Here is a 22,306-nt window from a genome sequence, read left to right as displayed (position 1 = left end):
CATCATGCGCTGTGTCATCGCCCGGTTCCCGTTCGACCTCTTCAAGCACGAAGTACTGGCCTCCATGAAGGGCGTCAAGCCCGAGCCCATCACGGGTGAGTCCGTGCTCATCGGCCGCCGCCACTACCCCGTCAAGCAAGTGGGCGAAGTCATCACACGGCAGGACCGCCGTGACTTCACCAGCGGTGAGGTCACCCGTGCCATGAGCCGCCTCGGTTTCACCTGCCGCGGCGGCGAGGAGAGCGCAGCACCCACCGCGCCCGTCCTCACCCCGCTGCAGACCGCGTCAGCCCTGCTCGGCAGGCCCACGGACTGAAACCATGAGAACCGGCGGAAGCCGGCACCACAGCATCGATGAGGGCCCTGCCGACACACGTCGGCAGGGCCCTCATCGCGTGGCGCCCTACGGTTCGGAGTAACTGAAGTCGCCCACGGTCCAGGCACTGACGTCGCTGATCGCGACTCGGTACATTCCACCCGTCTCGGGGATCCCGACACTGCCCTGCAGGATCCGGGCGAGATGGAAGTGCAGATGCGTGGGCGGCTCGCCGCGCTCGGGTCGGTCCTCTGTCCGGTCGGCTGTGAAGACACCGGAGAACCGGCCGAGACGGTCCGAGTCCTTCAGCACCTCCGACACTCGCTCCCTCCACACGGCTTCGGGAGCCAGTCGGCCGGTGATGACAGCTCCGCCGACCACCACAGTCAGCGACATCTGATTGCTTTGCGCGGACTCCACCATGGTGGCGATGTCCACGAGCAGGTCGTCAGGTTTCGACATGAGAGCCGATTTTATGCAGCGGTCGGTCCGCTGTGCTCGTTTCCTGTACGTGACTGCCGGCGCCGACATGAGGCCGGTGAACCGGCGCGGTGAGAGACCGGCGCGCCGGAGCCCATGGTCCACCGTGTCCGCGCTGTCGGCTGCCGCAAAATACCTGCGCCTCAAGGGCGCCGAAATCTACTCTCGCCAGAGTAGACATTTGCCGGTGATCTAGCTAAGGTTCCTTTCGTAGACACGGTCAAGGAAGCCCGGCAGACACGAACTGCCGGGCAGTAGTACACGAAGTTCGCAGGTCAGAGTGACTGTGGAGTTCCGGAGCCAGGTTGTTCGCAGGACGGTGACGGGGCTGACAGTCGCACTGGGTGGCTCGCAGGTCGAGGGGCCGCCGACAGCAACACCAGTAGTGCATCAGCAGTTCAGAGGAAGCACGAAGGGAGCAGACGCCATCAGGATCGCCCGGCCCAAGAACATTCGGCCGGGTACCGCAAGACCCCGGATTGGAAGGTGGTCCCCGGTCACGTATCCACGGTCCCCGCACTCCCGCCCCTCTTCCGGGCCGGATAGCGGAAACAGCAGGTCGGCACAGCAGTAGAGCCGACAGATGGTGTACAAACCCTTCGGGGCCCTGGTGCCATATGGCACCAGGGCCCCTCGACGCGTCGTACAACGAGGTGTAAATGACAGCAGATACTCCGCTCAGCGGTCGTCTGGACGACGACGACTACCCCGCATACACGATGGGCCGGGCCGCCGAAATGCTCGGCACCACCCCCGGCTTCCTCCGGGCCCTCGGTGAGGCCCGTCTGATCACTCCGCTCCGCTCGGAGGGCGGGCACCGACGGTACTCCCGCTACCAACTGCGGATCGCCGCTCGCGCCCGCGAACTCGTCGACAAGGGGACCCCGATCGAGGCGGCCTGCCGCATCGTCATCCTTGAGGACCAGCTCGAAGAAGCGCAGCGCATCAACGCCGAGTACCGCCGCGCCGCGAAGGAAGAGTCCGACGGTTCCAACTGAGTGCGCCTGCGCGGGCCTGTGGGCGCGAATCGAGTCGTCGACGTACATGCCCTGCCGTGAGCGGTCGAGGGCGTTCGGCGAGCGTGCAGACGGTCGCGTCGTCAGAGAGCCTTGAGCTGGTCGATGCGGACGGTGCCGCCGGTGGTGACGGACTCGATGGCGGCGAGGGCGATGGACAGGGCGGCTCGGGCGTCCTCGCCGGTGGCCGTGGGGGTGCGGCCGGTGCGGACACTGTCGGTGAAGTCGGCGAGTTCGGCCACGTAGGCGTCGTGGAAGAGGTGCTGGTCGTAGGTGACGCACTCGGCGTTGGCGCCGTCGGGGCCGTATGCGGTCAGGTGGGTGCGGCGGAGGTCGCCCATCGTGAGCATGCCGGCCGAGCCGAGGACTTCGGCGCGTACGTCGTAGCCGTAGACGGCCTGGAAGCTGGCTTCGGCGGTGGCGAGGGCGCCGTTGTCGAAACGGACGGTGACGACGGCGGTGTCGAGCAGGCCGTGGTCCTTGAAGTCGGGGCGGATCAAGGCGTCCGCCAACGCGGAGACCTCGACGGGTTCGGCGCCGGGGTTGAGGTGGCGCAGGATGTCGAAGTCGTGGATGAGGGTCTCCAGGAAGATCGTCCACGGGGGTATACGGGCCGGGTCGGCCAGTTTCGGGTCGCGGGTGAGCGAGCGCAGCAGCTGGGGTGTGCCGATGGTGCCGGCGGTGATCTTCTCGTGGGCGGCCCTGAAGCCCGGGTCGTAGCGACGGTTGAAGCCCACCTGGAATGGCACGCCGGCATCGGCGGCGGCCTTGATAGCGCGGTCGGCCTCGGCGAGGGTGACCGCCATGGGTTTCTCGCAGTAGACCGCCTTGCCCGCCCTGGCCGCCGCCTCGACGAGGTCGGCGTGGGTGCGGGCCGGGGTGGCGATCACCACCGCGTCGATGTGCGGGTCGGCGAGGAGGTCGCCGATGTCCGTGTGGGCGGCGGTGCAGCCGAGGCGGTCGCCAAGGCTCTGCGCGGTGCCCGGGGCGGGGTCGGCGATGGCGGCGAGCCGGACGCCCGGGAGGCGGTGGGCGAGGGTCTCGGCGTGGAAGGCGCCCATGCGTCCGGCGCCGATGAGGCCGACGGCGAGAGGCTGTTGGGTGGGCATGGGGATGGTCATGGGGTGCTCCGTACGTCATGGTCGGAGGGCCGCCGGGATCGCCGGATCCTGACGGTCAGAAGCCGCGGGATCGTTGGATCCCGGCGAGCAGGCAGAGGGCAGAGGGCTTCAGAGGGTGAAGGCGGAGCGGAAGTGCTCCAGGGCGAGTTCGCTGTCGCCGGAGGCCCACGCCTCCATCGCGACCGTGCCCTCGTAGCCGAGTTCTTTGAGGGTGCGGGCGACGGCGGGGTAGTTGATCTCGCCGGTTCCAGGTTCGCAGCGGCCGGGGACGTCGGCGACCTGGATCTCGCCGATCAGGCCCAGGACGTGGGCCTTGCGGACCAGCTCGATCAGGTTCCCCTCGCCGATCTGGGCGTGGTAGAGGTCCAGGTTCATCCGGAGCCCGGGCCGGTTCACCGCCTGGACCAGGGCCAGGGTGTCGGCGGCCGTTGCGAACGGCACGCCGGGGTGGTCGACGGCCGTGTTGAGGTTCTCCAGGGTGAAGGTGACTCCGGCACTCTCGCCCAGCTCGGCGAGGCGGGTGAGTGTGCGGCGGGCGGCGATCCACATCTCGCCGGTGGCCGCACCGGTCACCGGCGCCACCGGCAGGCCCTTGTCATCCAGGCCGGTGCCGTGCAGGTTCAGCCGGGGACAGCCCAGTTGCTCGGCCGCCCGGAGTGACTCCTCAGCGGTGCGCAGGAGTTCGGCCGCACCCTCCTCGTCGGTCAGACTGCCCCGGATGTACCCGGTCATGGACGAGAACTCGGCCGGAGTCCGCGCCAGGGCGTCGAGATCGTGCCGGGTCCAGTCCCAGATCTCGACCTGGAAACCGGCGTCATGGATGCGCCGTGCCCGTTCGTCGACCGGCAGATCCAGGAAGACCATCTCGGCACAGACCGCCAGTGTGTACATCGCCACCCGCCCTTTCTCCGCGTACGGTTTGGATCTAGAACGTTCTAGTAACTAGAACGTTCTAGATCTGCCTGTGAGCAGAAGTACGCCAGTCGCCACGCAGACCTGTCAAGACTTCGGTAGCCGACGAATGCTAGAACGTTCTATAGTCGGCTTCCGAGGAAGCGACTCCGACCAGGGAGGACAGGTGCCAGGAACCCCGGCGGTCCCCGCCGGAAAGCGACCGACGCTCGCGGACGTGGCGGCGCGGGCGGGCGTGTCCACGGCCCTGGTCTCCATCGTGATGCGCGACGCGAAGGGCGCGAGCGCGGCCACCCGCGAGCGCGTCCTTCAGGCCGCACGGGAGATCGGTTACCGTCCGGACGCCCGGGCGCGGCTGCTGCGCAGCCAGCGTTCCCGGCTGCTCGGGGTGCAGTTCGGCCTCCAGCATCCGTTCCACACCGACCTGGTGGAGGGCCTCTACGCGGCGGCCGAACCGGCCGGCTACCAGATCGCGCTGAGCGCCGTGGCCGCCGGGCGCGGCGAGCAGCGCGCCGTCGAGTCGCTGCTCGCCGACCGCTGCGAGGCGCTGATCCTGCTCGGCCCGCAGGCCCCGGCCGCGCGGCTGGCGGAGCTGGCCGGGCAACTGCCGGTCGTCTCCGTGGCCCGCCGGCTGCGGCCGTCCGTCCCCGGCCTGGAGGTCGTACGGACCGCCGACGACGAGGGTGCCCGGCAGGCGGTGGACCACCTCGTCGCTCTGGGCCACCGCGACATCGTCCACATCGACGGCGGCCGGGCACCGGGCGCGGCCGACCGGCGCCGCGGCTACCGCACCGCCATGAACCGCCACAGCCTGACCGAACACATCCGCATCCTCCCCGGCGGGCTCACCGAGGAGGACGGCGCCGACGCCGCCCGCGTCCTGTCGGCCGACCGCCCGCACCCCACCGCCGTGATGGCCTTCAACGACCGCTGCGCGACCGGCGTACTCGACGTCTTCCTCCGAGCCGGCATCGCGGTCCCCGACGACATCTCCGTCGTCGGCTTCGACGACAGCCACCTGGCCCGACTGGCCCACATCGACCTCACCACCGTCGGACAGGACATCCCCCGCCTCGCCCACCTCGCCGTCAGCCGGGCCGTCGCACGCCTGGAGGGCGACAAGAGCCCCGCCGGGGAAGACGTCATCACCCCCCGCCTCGTCGTCCGGAGCACGACCGCCCCACCCCCGCTCTGAGCTTCTTCTTGTCCACGGTGTACATGAGGAGGTACATCCGCTGCGGCAGGGTCATGTGCATGGGTTTCTCTCCCCTTGCGATGGCCAAACGAGTCCCGCCGAGCCGACGCGGTCCGGCCGGGGCAAGGCACTTCGTGTCATCGTTCCCCGGCCGACTGCTGGATGGCCTTCAGCGTCTGGCCCGCTCCGTCCTCGGTCGCCATGTGGTGCGCGGCGGTCGCGGCGGCTCGTGTGTATGTCTGCTGCTTCACGACGCGGTCGAGTGCGTCGGCAAGCCGTTCGGCGGTGAGAGACCGGAAAGGGATCGGGTCGGTGGCGGCGCCGATCGAGGCGAGCCGCCCTGCCCAGAACGGCTGGTCCGCGGTCACCGGCACGGTCACCGTGGGAACTCCGGCGCGCAGCGCGGCCGCCGAGCTGCCCGCCCCGGCGTGGTGGACCACCGCAGCCAGCCGCGGGAACAGCAGGGCATGCGGTACGTCCCCGATGGTGAGGACGTCGTCGCCGTCGGCCGCGAGCCCGGCGCTGCCCGCCTGGAGGATGCCACGCAGCCCGGCGCGCCGCAGGGCTCGTACGGCGATCTCGCTCAGCCGTTCCCCGTCTCCGACCGCCATGCTTCCGAAGCCCACGAGGACGGGACGGGGCCCGGCCGCGAGGAAGTCCTCCAGGTCCGGGGGCAGCCGATCGGCGGCATCGACGTGAGGCCACCAGGTTCCGACGACCTCCAGCCCGGGGCGCCAGTCGGTGGGGCGTGGCACCAGGGCCGTACTGAAGCCGTACAGGACGGGCCAGTTCGCCCGTTCCTGCCGGCCGCGCATCGCGGACGCGGAGAGCGGAGGTAGCTGGAGGCGATGGCGCAGCTCCCGGGCCGCCTGCTCGTAGACGCGGTCGGCCATGCGGAGCGCGAAGCGGCCGACCGCACGGTTGCCGGGGCCGCTCAGCGAACGTGAGCCCGTGACGACGGGCGGGAAGTCGCGGGTCGGTGCGGAGGGCTGGAGGTACACGCCGAGGCTCGGTATGCCCGTGGCCTCGGTGAGATGCCAGCCGAGCGGTGCCGTGGTGGTCGACAGCAGGAGCAGATCCGTACCGTCCGCCACCGCGTCGGCGAACCCCTGGCCCAGTTCGTTGATGAACGCGGCAGCGGTGCGCATCAGGTCACGTCTGCCCCTGACGCCCCCGGGAGCTCGCGTGTCGGCAGGGAGAGTGCGGAATTCCAGCCCGGCCTCGCGCACGAGGGGCGCGAAGGCGTCCGTGGTGGCCAGGGCGACGTCGTAGCCGGCGCGGCGCAGTTCGGCGCCCAGGCCCGTGTAGGGCGCGACGTCGCCGCGCGATCCGGCCGTGGCGATCAGGATTCTCATCGGTCTTCTCGGTCTTCCTGGGGGTCGGTACCGGAACCAGCGCGACGGAAAGCGTTGGCGTGGACCGCCTCGCGCAGGTAGGCGGCGAGGCCCGGACGTTGCTGCGACGGCGGTACGACGAGGGCGAAGGCGCGCGGATCGGTGACGAAGTCGTCCGCGATACGTCGGTGCATGTCCGGCGGACAAGGGGTGAACCAGCGGGTGAGGTGCCGCCGGTGTTCCTCGGCGATGTCCATGGCCCGCTCGCCATCGCTCGGTTTCCCGTCGTCGAAGGCCACGAGCAGCGCCGCGCGCCAAGTGGCCGCCTCGCCCATGAGGCGCCGCCAGTCTTCCTTTGTGTGGGCGGCCGCGCGCCCGATCGCCTCCTGATGCGCGTCCGAATGCCCCCACTTCAACCGGGCCTCAGTGGCGTAGCTGAGGTCGAAGGCGATCTCACCGAATACGTCGAAGCGTTCGGCGGGAGTCAGCGACACCCCCGTCCGCTGGACCTCGATGGCCCGTTCCGCCACCTCGGCCAGCCGCTGCAGCCTGGCGATCTCCTCCCTCAACTGCCGCTGCCGGGCTCGTAGATGCTCCAGAGCATTCGCCTGGGGATCCTTGAGGATGGCGGCGATCTCGTCGAGAGAGAAACCCAGTTCCCGGTAGAAGAGGATCTGCTGGAGCCGGGCCAGGTCGGCGTCGCTGTAGAGGCGGTAGCCGACGTGGCTGCGTGCGCTGGGTGAGAGCAGCCCCGCCTTGTCGTAGTGATGAAGCGTACGCACGGTCACCCCGGCGAGCGACGAGACCTGACCCACGGAGTAGCCCATGCACCTGCCCTTTCGTCATGCCCCAGCCTCAAGCCTGACGTAAGGAGAGGGTCAACTGGCTCGCGGGCATTGCCACAGTCAGGTGGCGTCCACAGATGTGGTGTTGTGGAGGCGGGCGCAGCGGTGGACCCCAGGAGGTGCTGGTCCCACGGCGCGAGCACTTCGACCCGCCGTGTTCACACATCGCTCGCTTGAGCGCCTGAAGGACATACTCCCCCTCACTGTTCACGCTTTTTGCGGGATAGGTGTCGTGGGCCTGTGATGCGTGTACGTCCTGAGGTCGCCCATGCTTCCCGGCCTGCCGGTTTTGTTGTGGTTAGCGGTGTAGGCAGAGTGCGGGCCGCGGGGCAGCATGGACCACCGGCAGCCAAGGGGGCACGCCGGGCGCCGACGGAAGTGAGCGCGAGCGATGGGATTAGGCCGAGAGCTCGGCAAGGACGCGGACAGTTCCGCGACCATCGACAGTTTGTTGTTCAACGCGCCTTCCGTACCGCTGAGTGTCGCGGGCGGCATGCACGGCCAGGGAGCGGAGCAGACAGAGACGACACGGCTGTTGAGTGCGGCGGCCTACCTGCGACCTGACTCCACAGCGGAGTTCCGCACGTGACAGAAGAAAGAACGGACCAAGTTCAAGAAGAAACTGACGCCCGAGTTCGTGCGGAAGTGGCTGGACAAGAAACAGAAAGCGCAGAAGGACGCCGACGCGGACGAGGTGCCCGAGAAACCACAGCCGAAAGTGATCATCGGACACGGCTATGTTCGCTGAGTACACAACCGCGTCGCCTCCGGCCGCCCTGTGCCGTCGTTCGGTTTCGAACTCACGCCGGTCATCGAGCGCTGCGCCGCCGCCGAGGATCTGCTGTATCTCCGGCGGGCCGTGACAACCCTGGCCGTACTGGCCGGACTCGCAAGTCTGCTCACCACAGCCACCGAGCTGGCCCCGGTCGTAGCGGTCGCGGGCTTATGGGCCGCCTTCTATCTTGATCGGCTCCTCGCCCACCGCCGCCTCGTGCGGATGACCGGAGATTCCATCGACACGGGCACCCGGGTACGCGGCATCACCCGGAAGAGCCGTCGCGCTCTGGAAGCCGTCAGGCAGCTCAAGTTCGGGACGGTGATTCCGTACATCACCGAGATCCGCGCGGGCAGCCCCAGATACCACTTCGTCGGAGCAGGGAAAGTCTGGTACGAGGCCCCGATCGGCATCGACGTCCTGCCTGCCCGGCCAGAGCCCGAGAACGACGACAGACCTGACTCTGCCATCCCGGGCCCCCGCGCCGATGCTCTCTTCCCCCCGACCGGGCCGGAGCCGGTCGGCGTCAAGCGGTTCACCCCGGACGAGCTGCTCGCGCATGTCGTGCGCGACCTCAAGCGCGGTACCGCGCCCAGCCCCGACTTCCACCCGGACAGCCGGCTCGAGGCGTACGGAGTCGCCGCGATCTCCGCGGAGCGCTGGAAGGGCATCACTCCTGAGCAGTGGACGTCAGGGACAACCTGTCGGGCGGCGGAAGTGCCTCAGGCGATGTCGTGGACGTTGTGCTCGGTCAGGTCGGATGCGTGCCGGGCGACAGCGCGGTAGTCGGCATCGTCGTGGAGGACCGCCAGGCCGTGGTGGGCCGCGGTGGCGGCGATGACGAGGTCCACCGCCGAGGCACTGCGATGCTGCCCAGCGTGGGCCATACGGTGTTGCACCGCGCTGATCCAGCGTGCGGAGTTCTTCGGCACCGACACGTCGGGGTAGAGATCGGTGAACATCTCCGCGATCTCGTCGTACTCGCGTCCGTTCCGGGCGCTGTGGAGAAACTCGGTGCGTTGCACGTAGCAGGATGCGATGGCCCCGACGTCGATCGCGTCGTACCAGGCCGATTGCAGTTACGGCTCGCGGAGCAGGCGGACCAGGCCGGATGTGTCGAGCAGGTAGATCACCGGCTGTGCTTCTCCGCCCGGTGCAGGCGCTCGGCGTCCTCGACGGCACCCCACCCACGCGCACGCTCGAAGTGACGGCTGATGCGCGCCGCACGCTCCTGCTGCTCGGCGTAGAAGTGCAGAGCGAGATTGACCGCCTCCTTCTTGGTCCTGACCTTGGACAGAGCCATGACGCGTTCCAGAGCATCGTCGTCGATGTCGATCTGGGTCACAGACACACCGCACCTCCTGCACAACGTTGGTGATGTACGTAGAAGAAACGTCACCCACATCCGCGGGGCCACGCCTGAGTGTCAGCTCCGGTATGTGCCGTCGCGACGGACACTCCCGAGCAGCTCACGACCGCCTCAGAGGGAAGGTACCTGCGCCATCAAAGCCACGGAGCCCGCCCAAGCGCCGTCGCTCCCCAGGCCGAGAGCGCGAATTCCGTTCTCGTCACCCACTCCACGGTCAAGGCCCAGGTCATCGACCTGGGCCTTGGCCGGTGCGTCACCACTTCAGGGCGTCGGCCATGGTCGACTGCCAGTACGAGACTCGGATCGAGTCGTCGACGTACACGCCCTTCGCGGGGAGTGACGGGCGGGCGGCGCTCTCGCTCTGGTCGAGGTAGACCGCGAGGGACTTGGCCGTGTAGCCGCTCGAGCCGCTGCCGTCCGCGGACGTGAGAAGGACGCTCGCATAGCCCGACTCGCCAGGGGCCAGCGTGACCACCGCCTGCGGCTTGGAGTCCTCGAAGGGCGGCGGGACGGACTGGGCCTCGTCGAATCGGACGGCCGGGTAGCCGGTGAGGTCGTGGCCGGTGAGGTCACAGTTCTTCGAGCCGGTGTTGGTGACGGTGAGGAGGAGGTGGTTCAGGGGGCGGGAGACTTCCGTGGCGGTCATCCGCGTGGTGGCGCTGGAGCAGGGGGTGGAGGTGGACACCGAGTCGTCCTTCGAGCCCGTGGAGCCCGAGGCGCCCGTGGAACCCGAGGCGCCCGTGGAACCCGACGAGCTCTTGGAACCCGTCGTGCCGCTTGAGCCGGCCGCGCCCCCTGCCGAGCCTTCGGAGGCCGAGCCCTCCTGGTCGGTCTCGCCCGCCCCGGTGGAGGTTCCCCCGCCCGTCTTGGCCGAAGGCGTGGTGGAGGCCGTGGACGCGGATCCTGTCGACGCCCCCTCGTCCTGGGTGCCCTCTCCGTTGTTGCAGGCCGTCAGTGTCAGCGTGGCGGCCGTGAGCGCGGCGGCGACGAGCATGCGGGTGCGGCTGGCGCGTATGGACATGTGAATCCCCCTTGTGTGGAACGGGCGTTGGCAGGGGCCGCTCGACCGGGTGCCGGGAGCGGCGTGTTTGGATGGCTGAAGCTTGTGCGGTGATCCGTCCCGGGCGCCACGACTGCCGGGCCATCCGGGACGCTGGAACGCTCGCGATAGCTCCGACCTGGGGGAACGACCTCCCCCTGGAATGGCGGTCCGGGACATGAGGAGAGGGAGGAACGGTGGCGGGGGACGAGTTATCCGAGTTCTCGGAGCTGTTGGGCCGGTTGAAGGAGCGGTCCGGGCTCAGTTACGGGGTGCTCGGGAAGCGGCTGCACACGAGTGCGTCCACGCTTCACCGGTACGTCAACGGGGATGCCGTACCGACGGATTACGCGCCTGTGGAACGGTTCGCGCGGGTGTGCAAGGCGACGCCCGAGGAACTGGTGGAGCTGCATCGGCGATGGGTTCTCGCGGACGCCCGTCGGCGGCAGAAGGCGAGCGGGGCCCCCGCGGAGGAGGAACCGCAGGCCCGGACAGCGACGGAGGCCGGGACCGGGGCGGAGGCCGGGACCGAGGCGGACGTCAAGACCGGGGCGGCTGAGGCCGAAGCCACGGCCGAGGCCACCCCCGAGGTCGAGCGGTGGCCCCTGACGGAGGCTCCCGTGGCGCGGCGGCGGCGTACCGTCGCCCTCGCCGGGGCCGCCGCCTTCGTAGCGACCGCGCTCGTGGTGAATCTTGTGCCCGACAAGGGCGATGACGGCCAGGGCAGGACGGGGGCCGTGGATGCCGCCTCCCCGTCCGCCGACCGAAGTCCCGGCGCCTCCAAGCCGTCCGACGCGAAGGGCAGGTCGCCCTCGCCGTCCGCCTCGCGCAGCGGCAGTCCTACGGTTTCCCCGTCCGCCTCCGCCTCCCGGAGCGGTGGCGCCGGGGCCGAGGACGGGGCTGGGGCCGGGGCGGGCCAGGGCGGCGGTGCCGAGGACGGGGCCACCGCGCCCTCCGTCGTCGTCGACCCGTACGAGTGGGAAGGGCCGTGCAGCCAGCACTACCTGGTCGACAAGGAGCCCGAGCAGGTGGTTCCGCCGCCGAGTGAGTCGGAGGCCCGCGGGTGGGTCAACGCGCTCGGCGCCGTCGCCGGCGGGCAGCAGATGCTCGAGCTGACCGTGCAGGGCACCGGGAGCGCCACCGTCGTGCTGGACGAACTGCATGTGCGGGTGGTGGAGAAGAGCGCGCCGCTCGACTGGAACGACTTCGCGATGGGCGTCGGGTGCGGTGGCAACGTGGACACGAAGGCGTTCAAGGTGGACCTCGATGCCGGGCGGCCCGCGGTCTCCCCCAAGGCCGGTCAGCGCGACTTCCCGTACAAGGTGAGCCAGTCCGATCCCGAAGTCTTCTACGTCTTCGCGGACGCACGGGCGCACAACGTGAGCTGGTACCTGGAGCTGGACTGGTCCAGCGGCGACAAGCAGGGCACCGTACGCCTCGACGACAACGGCAACCCTTTCCGTACGAGCGGGAACGTGGGACGGCCCGCGTACAACTACCAGCTCAGCAGCTCCGAGTGGGCGCGGGACGAGTGGGACCCCAACATTCCCGGCTGAGCGGGCAGCGGGCAGCGGGCAGCGGGCAGCGGGCAGCGGGCAGCGGGCAGCGGGCAGCGGATGATGGCCGGTATGCGCATCCGTATCGACGCCGTCGACCTGCCCGGCCGCACCGCCCGCCCTGCCCCCGCCGACGACGGCACCGTCCCCACGTACGCCAACCTCCATGTCGCCGTGCAACGCCGTGACCGTCCGGCCGAACTCCTCGACCCACAGCCCGGCGACGCCGCGTCCGCGACGTGGACCCTGGAGTGCACCGCGACCGTCTCGCCGACCGGCGTCGACGTGACAGGCCCGTACGTGCAGGACCGTCTGGGCCGCCGGTTCATCTACCTGTCGTGGGGCACGGTCGACGACTCGGGCCGGTTCACCATGTTCCGCCGGGCCAAGCTCATGCTCGACGTCATCCCCGCGGACATACTCGCCGCCGCCGCACATGACGGCCTGCTGGTCGGACGCCTCGGCCTGACCGACCACGGCGGCAACCCCCTGTACGCACGAGTCGAGCCCCCGCACATCACCTGGACCGCCGAACCCGTCAGCTGAGTTCCGGGTGTCCTGCCGGGTGTCCTGAAGAGGGCGGCCTCCCGCCTCCTGGCGGGCGTGAGCACGCCGACGACCGCAATCGCCCCTGGTCAACGCAGGTTGATCACCCTGTAAAAAAGTTGCTTGACTTAAGTAACGTGAATATGGTTACCTAACTCAAGCAATCGAACTGCCGCTTCTCCCGAATCCTCCCGAAAAGGAAACTCCCATGAAGGCTCTGCTCTCCTCCCGCCCCGCCCTGTGGTTCTTGTTCCTCTTCAACCTCAGCGTCGCCGCAGTCGCACCCTTCGCCGTCGACGGCACACAGGGCCTCCTGACCGGCGTCGGCATGGGCGTCGTCTCCCTCGGCGCGGGCGTCGGCCTCCTGCGGAGTCGTACGCAGCGAGCCTGAACGCCTCTCCTTTCACTCCGCGCTCTGGTCGGGCGGGGCCTGACCAACCGGCAGATCGCGAGGGAACTCCAGGTGAGCGAGCAGACCGTCGAGAACAACCTCACCCAGGTGTTCGCGAAGACGGGCTGCCGCTCACGGCTGGACCTGGCTCTGGCCGTGATGGAGGGCCGCCCGGCCGTGGTCCTCCCCTCATCAACTTCTGTACCTCTACGGGGAGTTCACCGCACAGGTCACCGCGGAGCTCTGCCCTGCTCCGGTGACGTGCGGCTCTCCGCACAACCAGTTGTCCCTCTCTCACACCTCGGGGCTCCTCGCCCCCAGAAAGGAAGACCATGAAGGACCGGGCCAAGGCTGAGGACCTGCTCGTCGCGTCGGATCTGCAGGTGCAGAGCTCCGAGACCGCGTGGAAGCACGTCAGGGCCGAGTACGTCGACGTCATCGACGACATCCTGGCGACGCTGGCGCCGAGCGGCCCCTACGCGTACACCGTCAGCCCCTCGGTCGAGGAGGGCAAGGAACTCCCGACCCAGCGCATCGTCACCACCTTCGACGAGATCGCCGCGTCCTACCGCGGCATGCACCGGTTCGCCGCCGTGGTGGCGATCCGCCCCGTCGCGGAGATCAACGGCTCCTGGTACACCTTCGTCAGTGGCCTCGGGCGCGGGCGCCTCAAGACGACCGGTGAGGAGAGCGAGCGGCCGGTCGTCGTGATCTTCCCGACGATGGGCTCCGAGGGCATCACCGGTGAGCTGTTCTGGGGCAGGACCCAGCAGGGCAGCATGCCGGGAGACCCGGCCGACGGGGTGCTGGCCAGCCGGTACGCCGTGGCGGGACTGCACGAGACCCTGCTCGACGCGTACCGCAAGGGCGACATCGACGCGATCGTCAAGAGGGCTCATCCCGAGATCCAGGGCGGCGTGCGTGACTACGTGTCGCATTCCGGGACCCTGCCCGCGATGCACACCAAGGACGACCTGCGAGCCAACCTCGAGGCCTTCTACGCCGCGTACTCCGTCCGCTCGATCGAGGTCGTCCACCAGCACTTCGACGACTGGTTCTTCTTCCACGAGCTGCGGTGGACGGTCGAGGCCCGGCAGGGCGCGAACGCCGGACACAGCTTCCGCTACCACACCGCCGAGTACGCCGAGGTGTCGGCCGCCGGACTCGTCGTCGCCCACATCGGCCACGGCACGGACCAGATCAAGCTCGGCTGAATCAGCGTCCGGGTCAGCATCCGGACCGTAGTGACGTAGTGACCACCCCTGCGTAACCACCCCTGAGACCCGGGGGCGCCTTGAGCGGAGGCGCCCCCGCCGCGCCGAAACCCGTGGGGACGGGGAACGGCGCTCCCTTCGGGCCCGGCGGCCGGGACAACTCCCCCTGCACGCTCGGGCGTTCCCGTCGCCGGGCCCGATGTCGGAACTTCAGAACTTCAGAACTTCGGAAAGAGAGTCTCCTCATGGCCACGATGAAGTCCGTCCAGACCGGTGGCGTCGGCAAGATCGACGTGATGGACGTCGAGCGTCCCGTGCCGGGACCGAAGGACGTTCTGGTGAAGGTCCGCGCCTGCGGGATCTGCGGCACCGACATCACCTTCCTGCACATGGGCGGCATGCCGGCCCGCGCACATGCGGGCGGCGAGCTGATCCCCGTGGCCCTGGGACACGAGCCGGCCGGCGAGATCGTCGAAGTGGGCGCCGAGGTCGCCGACTTGACGGTGGGCGACCGCGTGGTCGTCAACCCGCAGGACGCGCCGACCGGGATCATCGGCTGCGGCGGGAAGTTCGGCGGCATGAGTGAGTACCTGCTCATCGAGAACGCCGTCGTGGGCAAGAGCGTCGCGGTGTTCCCCGACACCGTGCCCTTCGACGTCGCCGCGCTGAACGAGCCGATGGCGGTCGCCCGGCACTGCGTCAACCGTTCCGAGGCGGGGCCGGCCGACAAGGTCGTGGTGTTCGGTGCCGGGCCCATCGGCCTGGGCGCCACCATCTGGCTGAAGCTGCGCGGCGTCGAGCACGTCGTCGTCGCCGACGTGATCCCGTCGCGTCTGGAGAAGGCACTGGCGGTCGGCGCCGACGCGGTCATCGACTCGGCGAAGGAGAACGTGACGGAGCGTCTGACCGAACTGCACGGTCAGGCCGCCAACGCGCTCGGTCAGCCCCGCGCCGGCACCGACATCTACATCGACGCCGCCGGTGCGCCCGCCGTGTTCCAGGCCGCCGTCGACTCCGCGAAGTGGAAGGCCAAGCTGGTCATGGTCGCCGTACAGAAGAAGGGGTCGGACATCGACCTCGGCGACATGCTCCGCAGCGAACTGACCCTCGTCGCCTCGCAGGGCTACCCCACGGAGATCTTCGAGGTGACCCCGGAGATCGTGGAGCACCACGAGCGCTTCGCCAAGCTGATCAGCCACCGCGTCCCGTTCGCCGAGGCGGGCCACGCCTTCGAGCTCACGCTGACGCCGGGTGCCGCGGAGAAGGTCGTCGTCACCTTCGACGAGTAGCCGCGGAGGGTGGGGAGTTCTGGGTTCGTGTCGTCGGCTGCGGGGCCCGGCGACGCGAACCCTGGTCGGTCGGGTCACCGACTTCAGCCGGCGTACTTGTTCAACCAGATTATTTGCTTAACTCAACCAATAATATTATGTTTGAGTAAGTCAAGCAACCCACTTGCTCTCTTCGACGGAGGCCGTCTCATGCCCGACACCCCTGCCCGATTCTCCGACGCCGGGCATTCCTCCCCCACTGCCCGAAAGGCGTGGGAAGTACCCCCATCGCAGAGGTCGAACGCCGTGGTGGCGGTTCTGGCCTTCGCCGGCATCGTCGTCGCGCTGATGCAGACCCTCATCATCCCGATCGTCCCCGAGCTGCCCCGGCTCCTGGACGCCTCGGCGTCGAACACCGCCTGGGCGGTCACCGCCACCCTGCTGGCCGCCGCCGTCGCCACCCCCGTGGTCGGCCGGCTCGGTGACATGTACGGCAAGCGCCGCATGCTGCTGGTCAGCATCGTCCTCCTGATCGCCGGCTCGGTCGTGGCCGCGCTGAGCGACTCCGTGATCCCGATGATCGCCGGACGCGCCCTGCAGGGCCTGGCGGCCGGTGTCATCCCGCTCGGCATCAGCATCATGCGCGACGTACTGCCCGCCGAACGGCTCGCCGGCTCGACCGCGCTGATGAGCGCCTCGCTGGGAGTGGGCGGTGCCCTCGGCCTGCCCTCCGCCGCCTTCATCGCCGACAACTTCGACTGGCACATCCTGTTCTGGACCTCGGCCGCCCTCGGCGCCGTCGCCCTCGCGCTCGTCCTGGTCCTCGTACCCGAGTCGAAGGTCCGTACCGGTGGACGCTTCGACTTCATCGGCTCCTTCGGCATGGCGACCGGCCTGGTCTCCCTGCTGCTGGCCATCTCCAAGGGCGGCGACTGGGGCTGGACCAGCGCCACCACCCTGGGTCTGCTCGCCTTCGCGGTCGTCGTCCTGCTGGTGTGGGGCTGGTACGAGCTGCGCACCGCGCAGCCGCTGGTGGACCTGCGCACCACCGCCCGCCGTCAGGTGCTGTTCACGAACCTCGCCTCGGTGGCGTTCGGCTTCTCGATGTTCGCGATGTCACTGGTCCTGCCGCAGGTGCTCCAACTGCCCGAGGCCACCGGCTACGGCCTCGGCAAGTCGATGCTCATGGTCGGCCTGGTCCTGGCACCGCAGGGCCTGGTGATGATGGTCATGTCCGCCGTGTCGGCGAGCGTCACCAAGGCCAAGGGCCCGAAAACGACCCTGATGCTCGGCGCCGTCATCGTCGCCGCCGGCTACAGCCTGAGCCTCGTGATGATGTCCGAGATCTGGCAGATCGTCCTGATCGCCTGCGTCATCGGCGCCGGTGTCGGCTTCGCCTACGGCGCCATGCCCGCCCTCATCATGGGCGCCGTCCCGCCCTCCGAGACCGCCGCCGCCAACAGCCTCAACACCCTGATGCGCTCCATCGGAACCTCGGTCGCCAGCGCCATCGCCGGCGTCATCCTCGCCCAGATGACCACCGACTTCGGCGGCTTCCCCCTCCCCTCCGAGAACGGCTTCAAGGTGGTCATGGCCATCGGCGCGGGCGCGGCCGTACTCGCCTTCTTCGTCGCCTCCTTCATCCCGCGCCAGGGCACCACCGCCCAGGAGGCACCGGCCACCGAGGGCCCGACGAACGCCGCGGAGGTCGCCGAGGTGAAGGTCTGAGCCACCGCGGACACCGACTCCAGGCGGTCGCCCCTCGCACTCGCGGGGGCGACCGCCTGGCTGTTCCCCACGTTCCGCACCGTTCCCGGGGATCAGTTGTGCGCCGCCCGAGAGCTGGGCGGCTCGTGCGGTTCGCGGCGCTGGGAAACCGTCACGGACACCGCGGCCAGTGCGGCGACCGCCACGCCGGTGGCAGGCACCGGGACATCGGTGAAGGTGAGGGCGAGGACCACTACCGCGGTGCCCGGGATCAACAGCGCGTGCACGGCCAGGGCGTGGTGCGGGCGGATGTGCAGCAGGTAGAGGACGAGCAGGAAGACCGCTACCGGCACCGTGACCGCCGCACCGGCGGCGGCGTCCGAGATCTCCGAGTGGTGCGTGACATGGTCGACGTTCACCGCCAGGCCCGCGCCGACCGCGGCCGCCGAGCCGAAGACCAGGTAGTGACCGTAACCCCAGGGGAACGCGGCCCGGTCGGAGGTCAGGAAGAGGGCGGCGGGCTTGGCGAAGTACAGCCACCACATCGACAGGACGATGAGCAGGCCGCCCGCCGCCACGGCGTAGAGGCCGGCGGGCGCCTCCCGCGCGTCCAGGGCCTGCTGCACGGCCGTGGTCGCCGCCAGTACCGACTCGCCCAGGACGATCAGCGTGAACAGCCCGAACCGCTCGGCGATGTGATGCGGATGCCAGGGCGTCCGCCCTGCCGCCTCGGCCCAGACCGGGACGGCGAGGTCGAAGAGTGCCAGAACGGCGAAGAGCGGCATGCGCGAGTCGTCCGGCAGGAAGAGCCAGCCGATCCAGGCGCACTGGACCACGACGAGACCGGCGGCGTAGCGCACAGCGGTCGCCCGGGCTTCCGGGTGGGCCCGGGCCGCCCGCAGCCACAGCGCGACCAGGCCCAGGCGCATGACCGTGTACCCGACGACCGGAATGGTGAAGTCGTGGTCCGCGAAGGCCCGCGGCACGCCGGAAGCAAGGACGAGAACCCCGGCGATCTGAACGAAGACCGCCAGCCGGTACGGCACGTCATCGATGTCGTACGCCGATGCGAACCAGGTGAAGCCCATCCAGGCCCACCAGATGGCGAAGAAGACGGCGAAATAGCTGGGGACCCCCGTCGAAGCGTGGTCCTCGCTCACCGCATGGTGGAGCTGCGCGGCGACCTGCGCGACGGCGACGACGAAGCACAGGTCGAACAGCAGCTCAAGGGGGGTGGCCGCGCGGTGTGACTCGGCGGGGTCGCGCGCCCTCATCGTGCGGAACCACGGTCTGAGAAACGGGGCTTGTTCGCTCACGCCTCATTCTGCGATACGAGGGGGGCCGCCGCCCTGTGGTTTCCGGCCTGCGCGGCAGGGTTGTCGGCCTCCGCCCTCACCCGGAAACCGCACGGGGGACACGGCCACTCACGTGCGAGCACGTTGACCAGGGGGAACGCCCCGAGGGGGCTGATGCCGCGACCGGTGTTCAGTTCGTCCCTCGTTGCCGCCGCCACGCCTCGTAATGGTCCAGGACGGTCTGCCCGATCGGGCGGTAGGTGATGCCCAGTTCGTGCACGCTCCTGCTGTTGTCCACCCGGAACCGGATACCGAGGTGCTTGCGGATGTAATCCTGGGTCAGGCCGAAGGCCGGGCCCAGGATGCGTACCGGCCAGTGCGGGAGCGCGATGCGAGGGAGGCGGAGATCGCGGGGATATCGGGTCCGGATGATGCGTGACATCTCGTGGAAGGACGTCATCGTCTCCGCCGCGACGATGTAACGGCCTTTCGCATCAGGGTTTTCCGCCGCCGCGATGTGCGCGTCGGCCACCTCTCGCACATCCGCTGTCGTGAAGCTGAAGTCCGGTGCCCCGTAGAAGAAATAGCCCTTGAACAACTCCTCCAGCAGGAACAGGCTGCCGGATTCGGATGCGGGGGTGAGCGAAGGTCCCAGTATCAGGCCGGGGTTGACGGACACCATGCGCCAACGGTCCTGAGCCGCCTCCGCGTCCCATGCCGCACGTTCCGCGAGCGTCTTCGCGTAGTGGTAGGGATTGCTCTCCACCGTGCTGGTGGTGTTGAAGTACTTCTCCGACAGCACATGGTCGTCCATGCTGCGGACGTCGATGTAGTCGCCGAAGATCGCACCGACGGTGGATGTGAAGACCAGTCTTTGGACCGTCGACGTCCTCTCGATGCTTGCCACTACGTTGCGTGTGCCGAGCAGGGCCGGATCGACCATGTCCCTGCGGCCGTCTTTGATCTTCTCCGGCATGAAGAACGGCGACGCGGCGTGGAACACCACGGTGCAGCCACTCATCGCCTCGTCGAAGGAGCCTTCCCTGAGCAAGTCCGCCTCGAACAGGGACAGTCGGCCGGGATACGCCTCCTGCATTGCCCGAAGTGGCCGCACCTTCGCCGTGTTCGCCGTGCTGCGCACGGTGGTGTGGACCCGGTAGCCCCGCTCCAACAGCCGCCTGACCAGATGGCTGCCGACGAAGCCACTGCCGCCGGTCACCACAACGGTTGTCTCCGCGCTTCCGTCCACGCTCTCGCTCCTCGGTCCCGGCCAGTGTGCCCTTTCCAACCTTGCGTGTCGGCTGGGCAGTTGGCCTTGGCGGACGGATGAAACCCTATCCTCCGCTTCCTTGCCCACCTCCGCAGCGGCCGGCGTTATGCCCAACTCGTGGCCGTGAGCTCGTGGTCGTGTCGACACCCGGAGAACCTTGCCGACGGTGGCTTCCCGTCGAAAGAGAGGTCGGCCATTACTTGCGTTACTCAACCAAATAAGCTTATGCTTGAGTAAGTCAAGCAAGCTTCATGGTCGAGCAAGTCGGCCCCCGAGGCGCGCCCACCTCTACCCCGGAGGGGCCCTGATGAAGTCGCTGCTCCCGTTGAAGCCCGAGTCGGTAGCCCCGGCGGCCCCCGCCGCTTCCGGTCCGCTCGCCTCCTTCGCGCGGTTCGTAGTGTTCGGCGGCGGCATCGGCGTCCTCTCCAGCGCGACCGTGCAGCTGCTGGCCGCGGTGATGCCCTGGGCGGCGGCCAACGCGGTGATCACCATCGCCTCCACCCTCCGGTGCACCGAGCTCCACGCGCGCTTCACCTTCGCCAAAGGGCGCAGCGCCGGATGGCGCCAGCACTGGCAGTCCGCCGGCTCGGCCACCGCCGCCTACGTGGTGACCTGCGCCGCGATGTTCATCCTCCACGCGGTGCGGCCGTCACCCGGGATGCTGACCGAACAGGTCGTCTACCTCGGCGCCTCCGGCCTCGCCGGCATCGGCCGCTTCGTGGTTCTGCGCCTGTTCGTCTTCGCCACCGGGCGCAACCGCACCCAGATGCTGGTACGGACGAAGAGCCCGGCACGCGTGCCCGCCCTCGTTGCGGCGTAGTGGAAGACCGAGCGGGACGCTCAAAACATCCAGATTGGTTGAGGAGCGGGAACTGCTCACGATATCGGGAACTGCTCACGATATGAGGTGGGCCGCACATCAGTGGATTGCCTCATCCATGAGCACGTACAGCAGGCCGACGAGCGAGCCGCTGCTGACGATCTCGCGACGGTCGATCATGCCGCGTACGTCGGCGAGGGGGATCCATTCGATGCGGTCGGACTCGTTCTTCTCGGTCGGCGGCCCCATGTAGGTCGCACCGTCGGCCCGGAAGACGTGGTGCTGCGAGTCGGTGATGCCGTTCGCGGGCTCGGCGTAGACGAGCGGCTTGATCGGTCCCGGACGCCAGCCGGTCTCCTCCAGGACCTCACGGGCAGCCGCCTGCTCGGGTGTCTCCCCGTCTTAGATCAGGCCCATGGGCAGTTCCCACGCCCAAGCGTCGGTGATGAACCGGTGCCGCCACATCATCAGCACCTCGCGGCGGTCGTTGATCACGGCGGCCACGGCGAGGTGCCGCAGGCACACCACTCGGGACGCGTTGCGGCGACCGACACCCAGAGCTTCAGCGCGGTGTGGGCGACAGCTACGCCAGTACAGGAGAAAGGGTGACCGTGGCACGGACCGAGTACTACGACGATCCGAACGCGCCCGAGCCGAACAGCATGGTCGTCGCGGCTTCCGCTGTCGTCACCGACGAGCAGGGGCGCATCCTGCTCCAGCGCCGACGGGACAACGACCTGTGGGCATTGCCCGGCGGCGGCATGGAACTGACGGACTCCTTGCCGGGTACGGCAGTTCGCGAAGTCAAGGAAGAGACCGGCTTGGATGTGGAGATCACGGGCCTGGTCGGCACGTACACCGACCCGAAGCACGTCATCGCCTACACGGACGGCGAGGTTCGGCGTCAGTTCAACGTCTGCTTCACCGCCCGCGTCGTTGGTGGTGAACTCGCGATCTCCGACGAGTCCACGGAACTGCGATTCGTACAGCCAGACGAACTGGGCGAACTGCCGATGCACCACACGCAGCGGCTCAGACTCCGTCACTTCCTGGAGCACCGAGAACAGCCACATCTCGGCTGATCAGACAGGACACAGCCGGAAGTGTCCAGTCCCAGGTGATGCTGAGTAACAACTTTCTCTACGGGTTCGAGCAGACGCGGCCCATGGCGTCCAGGTCGTTCGTACAGTGGCGCGCTCCACCTGGACGCCATGAACCACGCCCGCTCCACCGTGTGTGGGTCGACGGCGGACGGGATGGGAGCTGGGGAGAGTGGTGGGAAAGGAGCGTAGCCGTCTCACCGACCACCCAATCGACCGTCAGCCCTCAGTGCTAGAACACCTGCATGACATACAGGTTCACGGCGCTGATTGCGTGCGGACTCGATGATCCAGAAATAGACGATTGCATGATGGCAGGAGTAGCCGAGTCGGACGACGAGTATGGATTCTCGTTGTTGTTCATGTGCGACTTCGACGAGCCCGACGCGCAGGAAGTGTCCCTCGGCATGGACACGCACTGCCTTGTCACACCTGACCAGGGCACTGCCTACGGCTGCGTACGCGAAGTACGGCTGGACAACGACGTGCTGCGGGTGACCTTGGATCCTGAGTCGCTGGACGACCTCGGACTGACTGACCCTGTCGTCGAGGCGCTGCTTCGTGCCCCAGCAGAGGACTTGGCGCGCATGCGTGAAGTCCTACCGCGCATCCTTCAATACGGACGTTCAGAGGCCCGTCCCAGATTGATCAGTGCGTAACGAGAGCTTCGTGCCCCATCCGTGCCCGATCGAGCGGGGAACACCGGGGAACGGCAGTCACCCACGGACAGCGCACAG

25 protein-coding genes and 1 pseudogene are annotated in these 22,306 nt (G+C 68.6%); 15 read left to right on the top strand and 11 right to left on the bottom strand.

Translation table 11 applies throughout. The features are described from left to right. Positions 1–4: 4 nt before the first annotated feature. On the top strand, positions 5–316 hold the full coding sequence (locus OP79_RS14205; protein WP_033320506.1) for an SCO5918 family protein: 312 nt from the start codon (positions 5–7) through the stop codon (positions 314–316). An 87-nt stretch (positions 317–403) separates the two neighbouring features. Here OP79_RS14205 and OP79_RS14200 read toward each other — a convergent pair whose 3' ends face one another. Further along, on the bottom strand, positions 404–778 hold the full coding sequence (locus OP79_RS14200; protein WP_033320505.1) for a hypothetical protein: 375 nt from the start codon (positions 776–778) through the stop codon (positions 404–406). A gap of 677 nt (positions 779–1,455) precedes the next feature. Between OP79_RS14200 and OP79_RS14195 the strand changes: the two genes are divergently transcribed. Continuing rightward, positions 1,456–1,794 carry a helix-turn-helix domain-containing protein gene (locus OP79_RS14195; RefSeq protein WP_033320504.1) on the top strand — a complete coding sequence of 113 codons (339 nt, stop codon included), beginning with the start codon at positions 1,456–1,458 and terminating at the stop codon, positions 1,792–1,794. 101 nt (positions 1,795–1,895) lie between these two features. Here the strand turns inward: OP79_RS14195 and OP79_RS14190 are convergent, their stop codons facing one another. Continuing rightward, positions 1,896–2,933, bottom strand: coding sequence for a Gfo/Idh/MocA family oxidoreductase (locus tag OP79_RS14190; protein ID WP_033320503.1), 1,038 nt, complete (start codon positions 2,931–2,933; stop codon positions 1,896–1,898). A 108-nt stretch (positions 2,934–3,041) separates the two neighbouring features. After that, positions 3,042–3,824 carry a TIM barrel protein gene (locus OP79_RS14185; protein ID WP_211270792.1) on the bottom strand — a complete coding sequence of 261 codons (783 nt, stop codon included), beginning with the start codon at positions 3,822–3,824 and terminating at the stop codon, positions 3,042–3,044. A gap of 187 nt (positions 3,825–4,011) precedes the next feature. On the opposite strand from OP79_RS14185, the gene OP79_RS14180 reads away from it, so the two are divergent. Next, complete coding sequence (locus tag OP79_RS14180) at positions 4,012–5,040, top strand: LacI family DNA-binding transcriptional regulator (RefSeq protein WP_033320501.1); 1,029 nt, start codon at positions 4,012–4,014, stop codon at positions 5,038–5,040. Between the two features lie 137 nt (positions 5,041–5,177). Here OP79_RS14180 and OP79_RS14175 read toward each other — a convergent pair whose 3' ends face one another. Both OP79_RS14175 and OP79_RS14170 read right to left on the bottom strand, forming a co-directional pair. Next, on the bottom strand, positions 5,178–6,395 hold the full coding sequence (locus OP79_RS14175) for a glycosyltransferase (protein ID WP_033320500.1): 1,218 nt from the start codon (positions 6,393–6,395) through the stop codon (positions 5,178–5,180). Next, positions 6,392–7,201: a MerR family transcriptional regulator gene (locus tag OP79_RS14170; RefSeq protein WP_033320499.1), complete on the bottom strand. Its 810-nt coding sequence runs from the start codon at positions 7,199–7,201 to the stop codon at positions 6,392–6,394. Before OP79_RS14170 ends, OP79_RS14175 begins: the two co-directional genes overlap by 4 nt. Positions 7,202–7,610: 409 nt before the next feature. Between OP79_RS14170 and OP79_RS14165 the strand changes: the two genes are divergently transcribed. Together OP79_RS14165 and OP79_RS14160 are read left to right on the top strand one after the other, a co-directional pair. After that, positions 7,611–7,808 carry a hypothetical protein gene (locus OP79_RS14165; RefSeq protein ID WP_033320498.1) on the top strand — a complete coding sequence of 66 codons (198 nt, stop codon included), beginning with the start codon at positions 7,611–7,613 and terminating at the stop codon, positions 7,806–7,808. Positions 7,809–7,997: 189 nt separating this feature from the next. Next, the gene (locus tag OP79_RS14160; protein ID WP_033320497.1) at positions 7,998–8,780 is read left to right on the top strand and encodes a hypothetical protein; all 783 of its coding nucleotides are present in this window, start codon (positions 7,998–8,000) and stop codon (positions 8,778–8,780) included. On the opposite strand, the gene OP79_RS49710 is transcribed toward OP79_RS14160, so the two are convergent. The 3 genes from OP79_RS49710 to OP79_RS14145 all read right to left on the bottom strand — a co-directional run bounded on the left by OP79_RS49710 (position 8,717) and on the right by OP79_RS14145 (position 10,384). After that, positions 8,717–9,073, bottom strand: a complete 357-nt coding sequence (locus OP79_RS49710; RefSeq protein WP_245685327.1) for a PIN domain-containing protein — start codon at positions 9,071–9,073, stop codon at positions 8,717–8,719. The two genes, OP79_RS14160 and OP79_RS49710, sit on opposite strands and share 64 nt — an antisense overlap. A gap of 50 nt (positions 9,074–9,123) precedes the next feature. Beyond that, on the bottom strand, positions 9,124–9,345 hold the full coding sequence (locus OP79_RS14150; protein WP_033320496.1) for a type II toxin-antitoxin system VapB family antitoxin: 222 nt from the start codon (positions 9,343–9,345) through the stop codon (positions 9,124–9,126). Between the two features lie 271 nt (positions 9,346–9,616). Further along, the gene (locus OP79_RS14145; protein WP_033320495.1) at positions 9,617–10,384 is read right to left on the bottom strand and encodes a DUF4232 domain-containing protein; all 768 of its coding nucleotides are present in this window, start codon (positions 10,382–10,384) and stop codon (positions 9,617–9,619) included. Positions 10,385–10,599: 215 nt separating this feature from the next. On the opposite strand from OP79_RS14145, the gene OP79_RS14140 reads away from it, so the two are divergent. From OP79_RS14140 to OP79_RS14115, 7 genes are all read left to right on the top strand, one after another. After that, the gene (locus OP79_RS14140; RefSeq protein ID WP_033320494.1) at positions 10,600–11,958 is read left to right on the top strand and encodes a helix-turn-helix domain-containing protein; all 1,359 of its coding nucleotides are present in this window, start codon (positions 10,600–10,602) and stop codon (positions 11,956–11,958) included. Positions 11,959–12,030: 72 nt separating this feature from the next. Next, positions 12,031–12,504, top strand: coding sequence for a DUF5990 family protein (locus tag OP79_RS14135; protein WP_245685320.1), 474 nt, complete (start codon positions 12,031–12,033; stop codon positions 12,502–12,504). Positions 12,505–12,712: 208 nt separating this feature from the next. Further along, positions 12,713–12,895, top strand: coding sequence for a hypothetical protein (locus tag OP79_RS14130; protein WP_033320492.1), 183 nt, complete (start codon positions 12,713–12,715; stop codon positions 12,893–12,895). A 24-nt stretch (positions 12,896–12,919) separates the two neighbouring features. Continuing rightward, positions 12,920–13,231 carry a response regulator transcription factor gene (locus OP79_RS58515; RefSeq protein ID WP_078491784.1) on the top strand — a complete coding sequence of 104 codons (312 nt, stop codon included), beginning with the start codon at positions 12,920–12,922 and terminating at the stop codon, positions 13,229–13,231. Continuing rightward, positions 13,228–14,109: a hypothetical protein gene (locus OP79_RS14125; protein ID WP_033320491.1), complete on the top strand. Its 882-nt coding sequence runs from the start codon at positions 13,228–13,230 to the stop codon at positions 14,107–14,109. Before OP79_RS58515 ends, OP79_RS14125 begins: the two co-directional genes overlap by 4 nt. 245 nt (positions 14,110–14,354) lie before the next feature. Continuing rightward, positions 14,355–15,398, top strand: a complete 1,044-nt coding sequence (locus OP79_RS14120; RefSeq protein ID WP_033320490.1) for a zinc-dependent alcohol dehydrogenase — start codon at positions 14,355–14,357, stop codon at positions 15,396–15,398. Positions 15,399–15,587: 189 nt separating this feature from the next. Further along, positions 15,588–17,105 carry an MFS transporter gene (locus OP79_RS14115; protein WP_033320489.1) on the top strand — a complete coding sequence of 506 codons (1,518 nt, stop codon included), beginning with the start codon at positions 15,588–15,590 and terminating at the stop codon, positions 17,103–17,105. A 92-nt stretch (positions 17,106–17,197) separates the two neighbouring features. On the opposite strand, the gene OP79_RS14110 is transcribed toward OP79_RS14115, so the two are convergent. After that, a complete protein-coding gene (locus OP79_RS14110; RefSeq protein WP_051744657.1) occupies positions 17,198–18,358 on the bottom strand; it encodes a low temperature requirement protein A in 1,161 nt (386 codons plus the stop codon). A gap of 211 nt (positions 18,359–18,569) precedes the next feature. Then, entirely contained in the window at positions 18,570–19,628 is a 1,059-nt protein-coding gene (locus OP79_RS14105) for an NAD-dependent epimerase/dehydratase family protein (RefSeq protein WP_033320487.1), read from the bottom strand. Between the two features lie 328 nt (positions 19,629–19,956). Between OP79_RS14105 and OP79_RS14100 the strand changes: the two genes are divergently transcribed. After that, positions 19,957–20,469: a GtrA family protein gene (locus OP79_RS14100; protein ID WP_051744638.1), complete on the top strand. Its 513-nt coding sequence runs from the start codon at positions 19,957–19,959 to the stop codon at positions 20,467–20,469. 99 nt (positions 20,470–20,568) lie between these two features. Here the strand turns inward: OP79_RS14100 and OP79_RS49705 are convergent. Then, positions 20,569–20,997, bottom strand: a pseudogene (locus OP79_RS49705) (NUDIX hydrolase); the annotation flags it as partial. An 83-nt stretch (positions 20,998–21,080) separates the two neighbouring features. On the opposite strand from OP79_RS49705, the gene OP79_RS14090 reads away from it, so the two are divergent. Next, the gene (locus OP79_RS14090; RefSeq protein WP_033320595.1) at positions 21,081–21,551 is read left to right on the top strand and encodes an NUDIX domain-containing protein; all 471 of its coding nucleotides are present in this window, start codon (positions 21,081–21,083) and stop codon (positions 21,549–21,551) included. A 263-nt stretch (positions 21,552–21,814) separates the two neighbouring features. Further along, positions 21,815–22,228, top strand: coding sequence for an Imm10 family immunity protein (locus OP79_RS14085; RefSeq protein ID WP_033320486.1), 414 nt, complete (start codon positions 21,815–21,817; stop codon positions 22,226–22,228). Positions 22,229–22,306: the final 78 nt, after the last annotated feature.

The organism is Streptomyces yerevanensis (assembly GCF_000716805.1).
GTDB classification, from domain to species: Bacteria; Actinomycetota; Actinomycetes; order Streptomycetales; family Streptomycetaceae; genus Streptomyces; species Streptomyces flaveus.
This window is presented reverse-complemented; position numbering and strand designations above follow the sequence as displayed.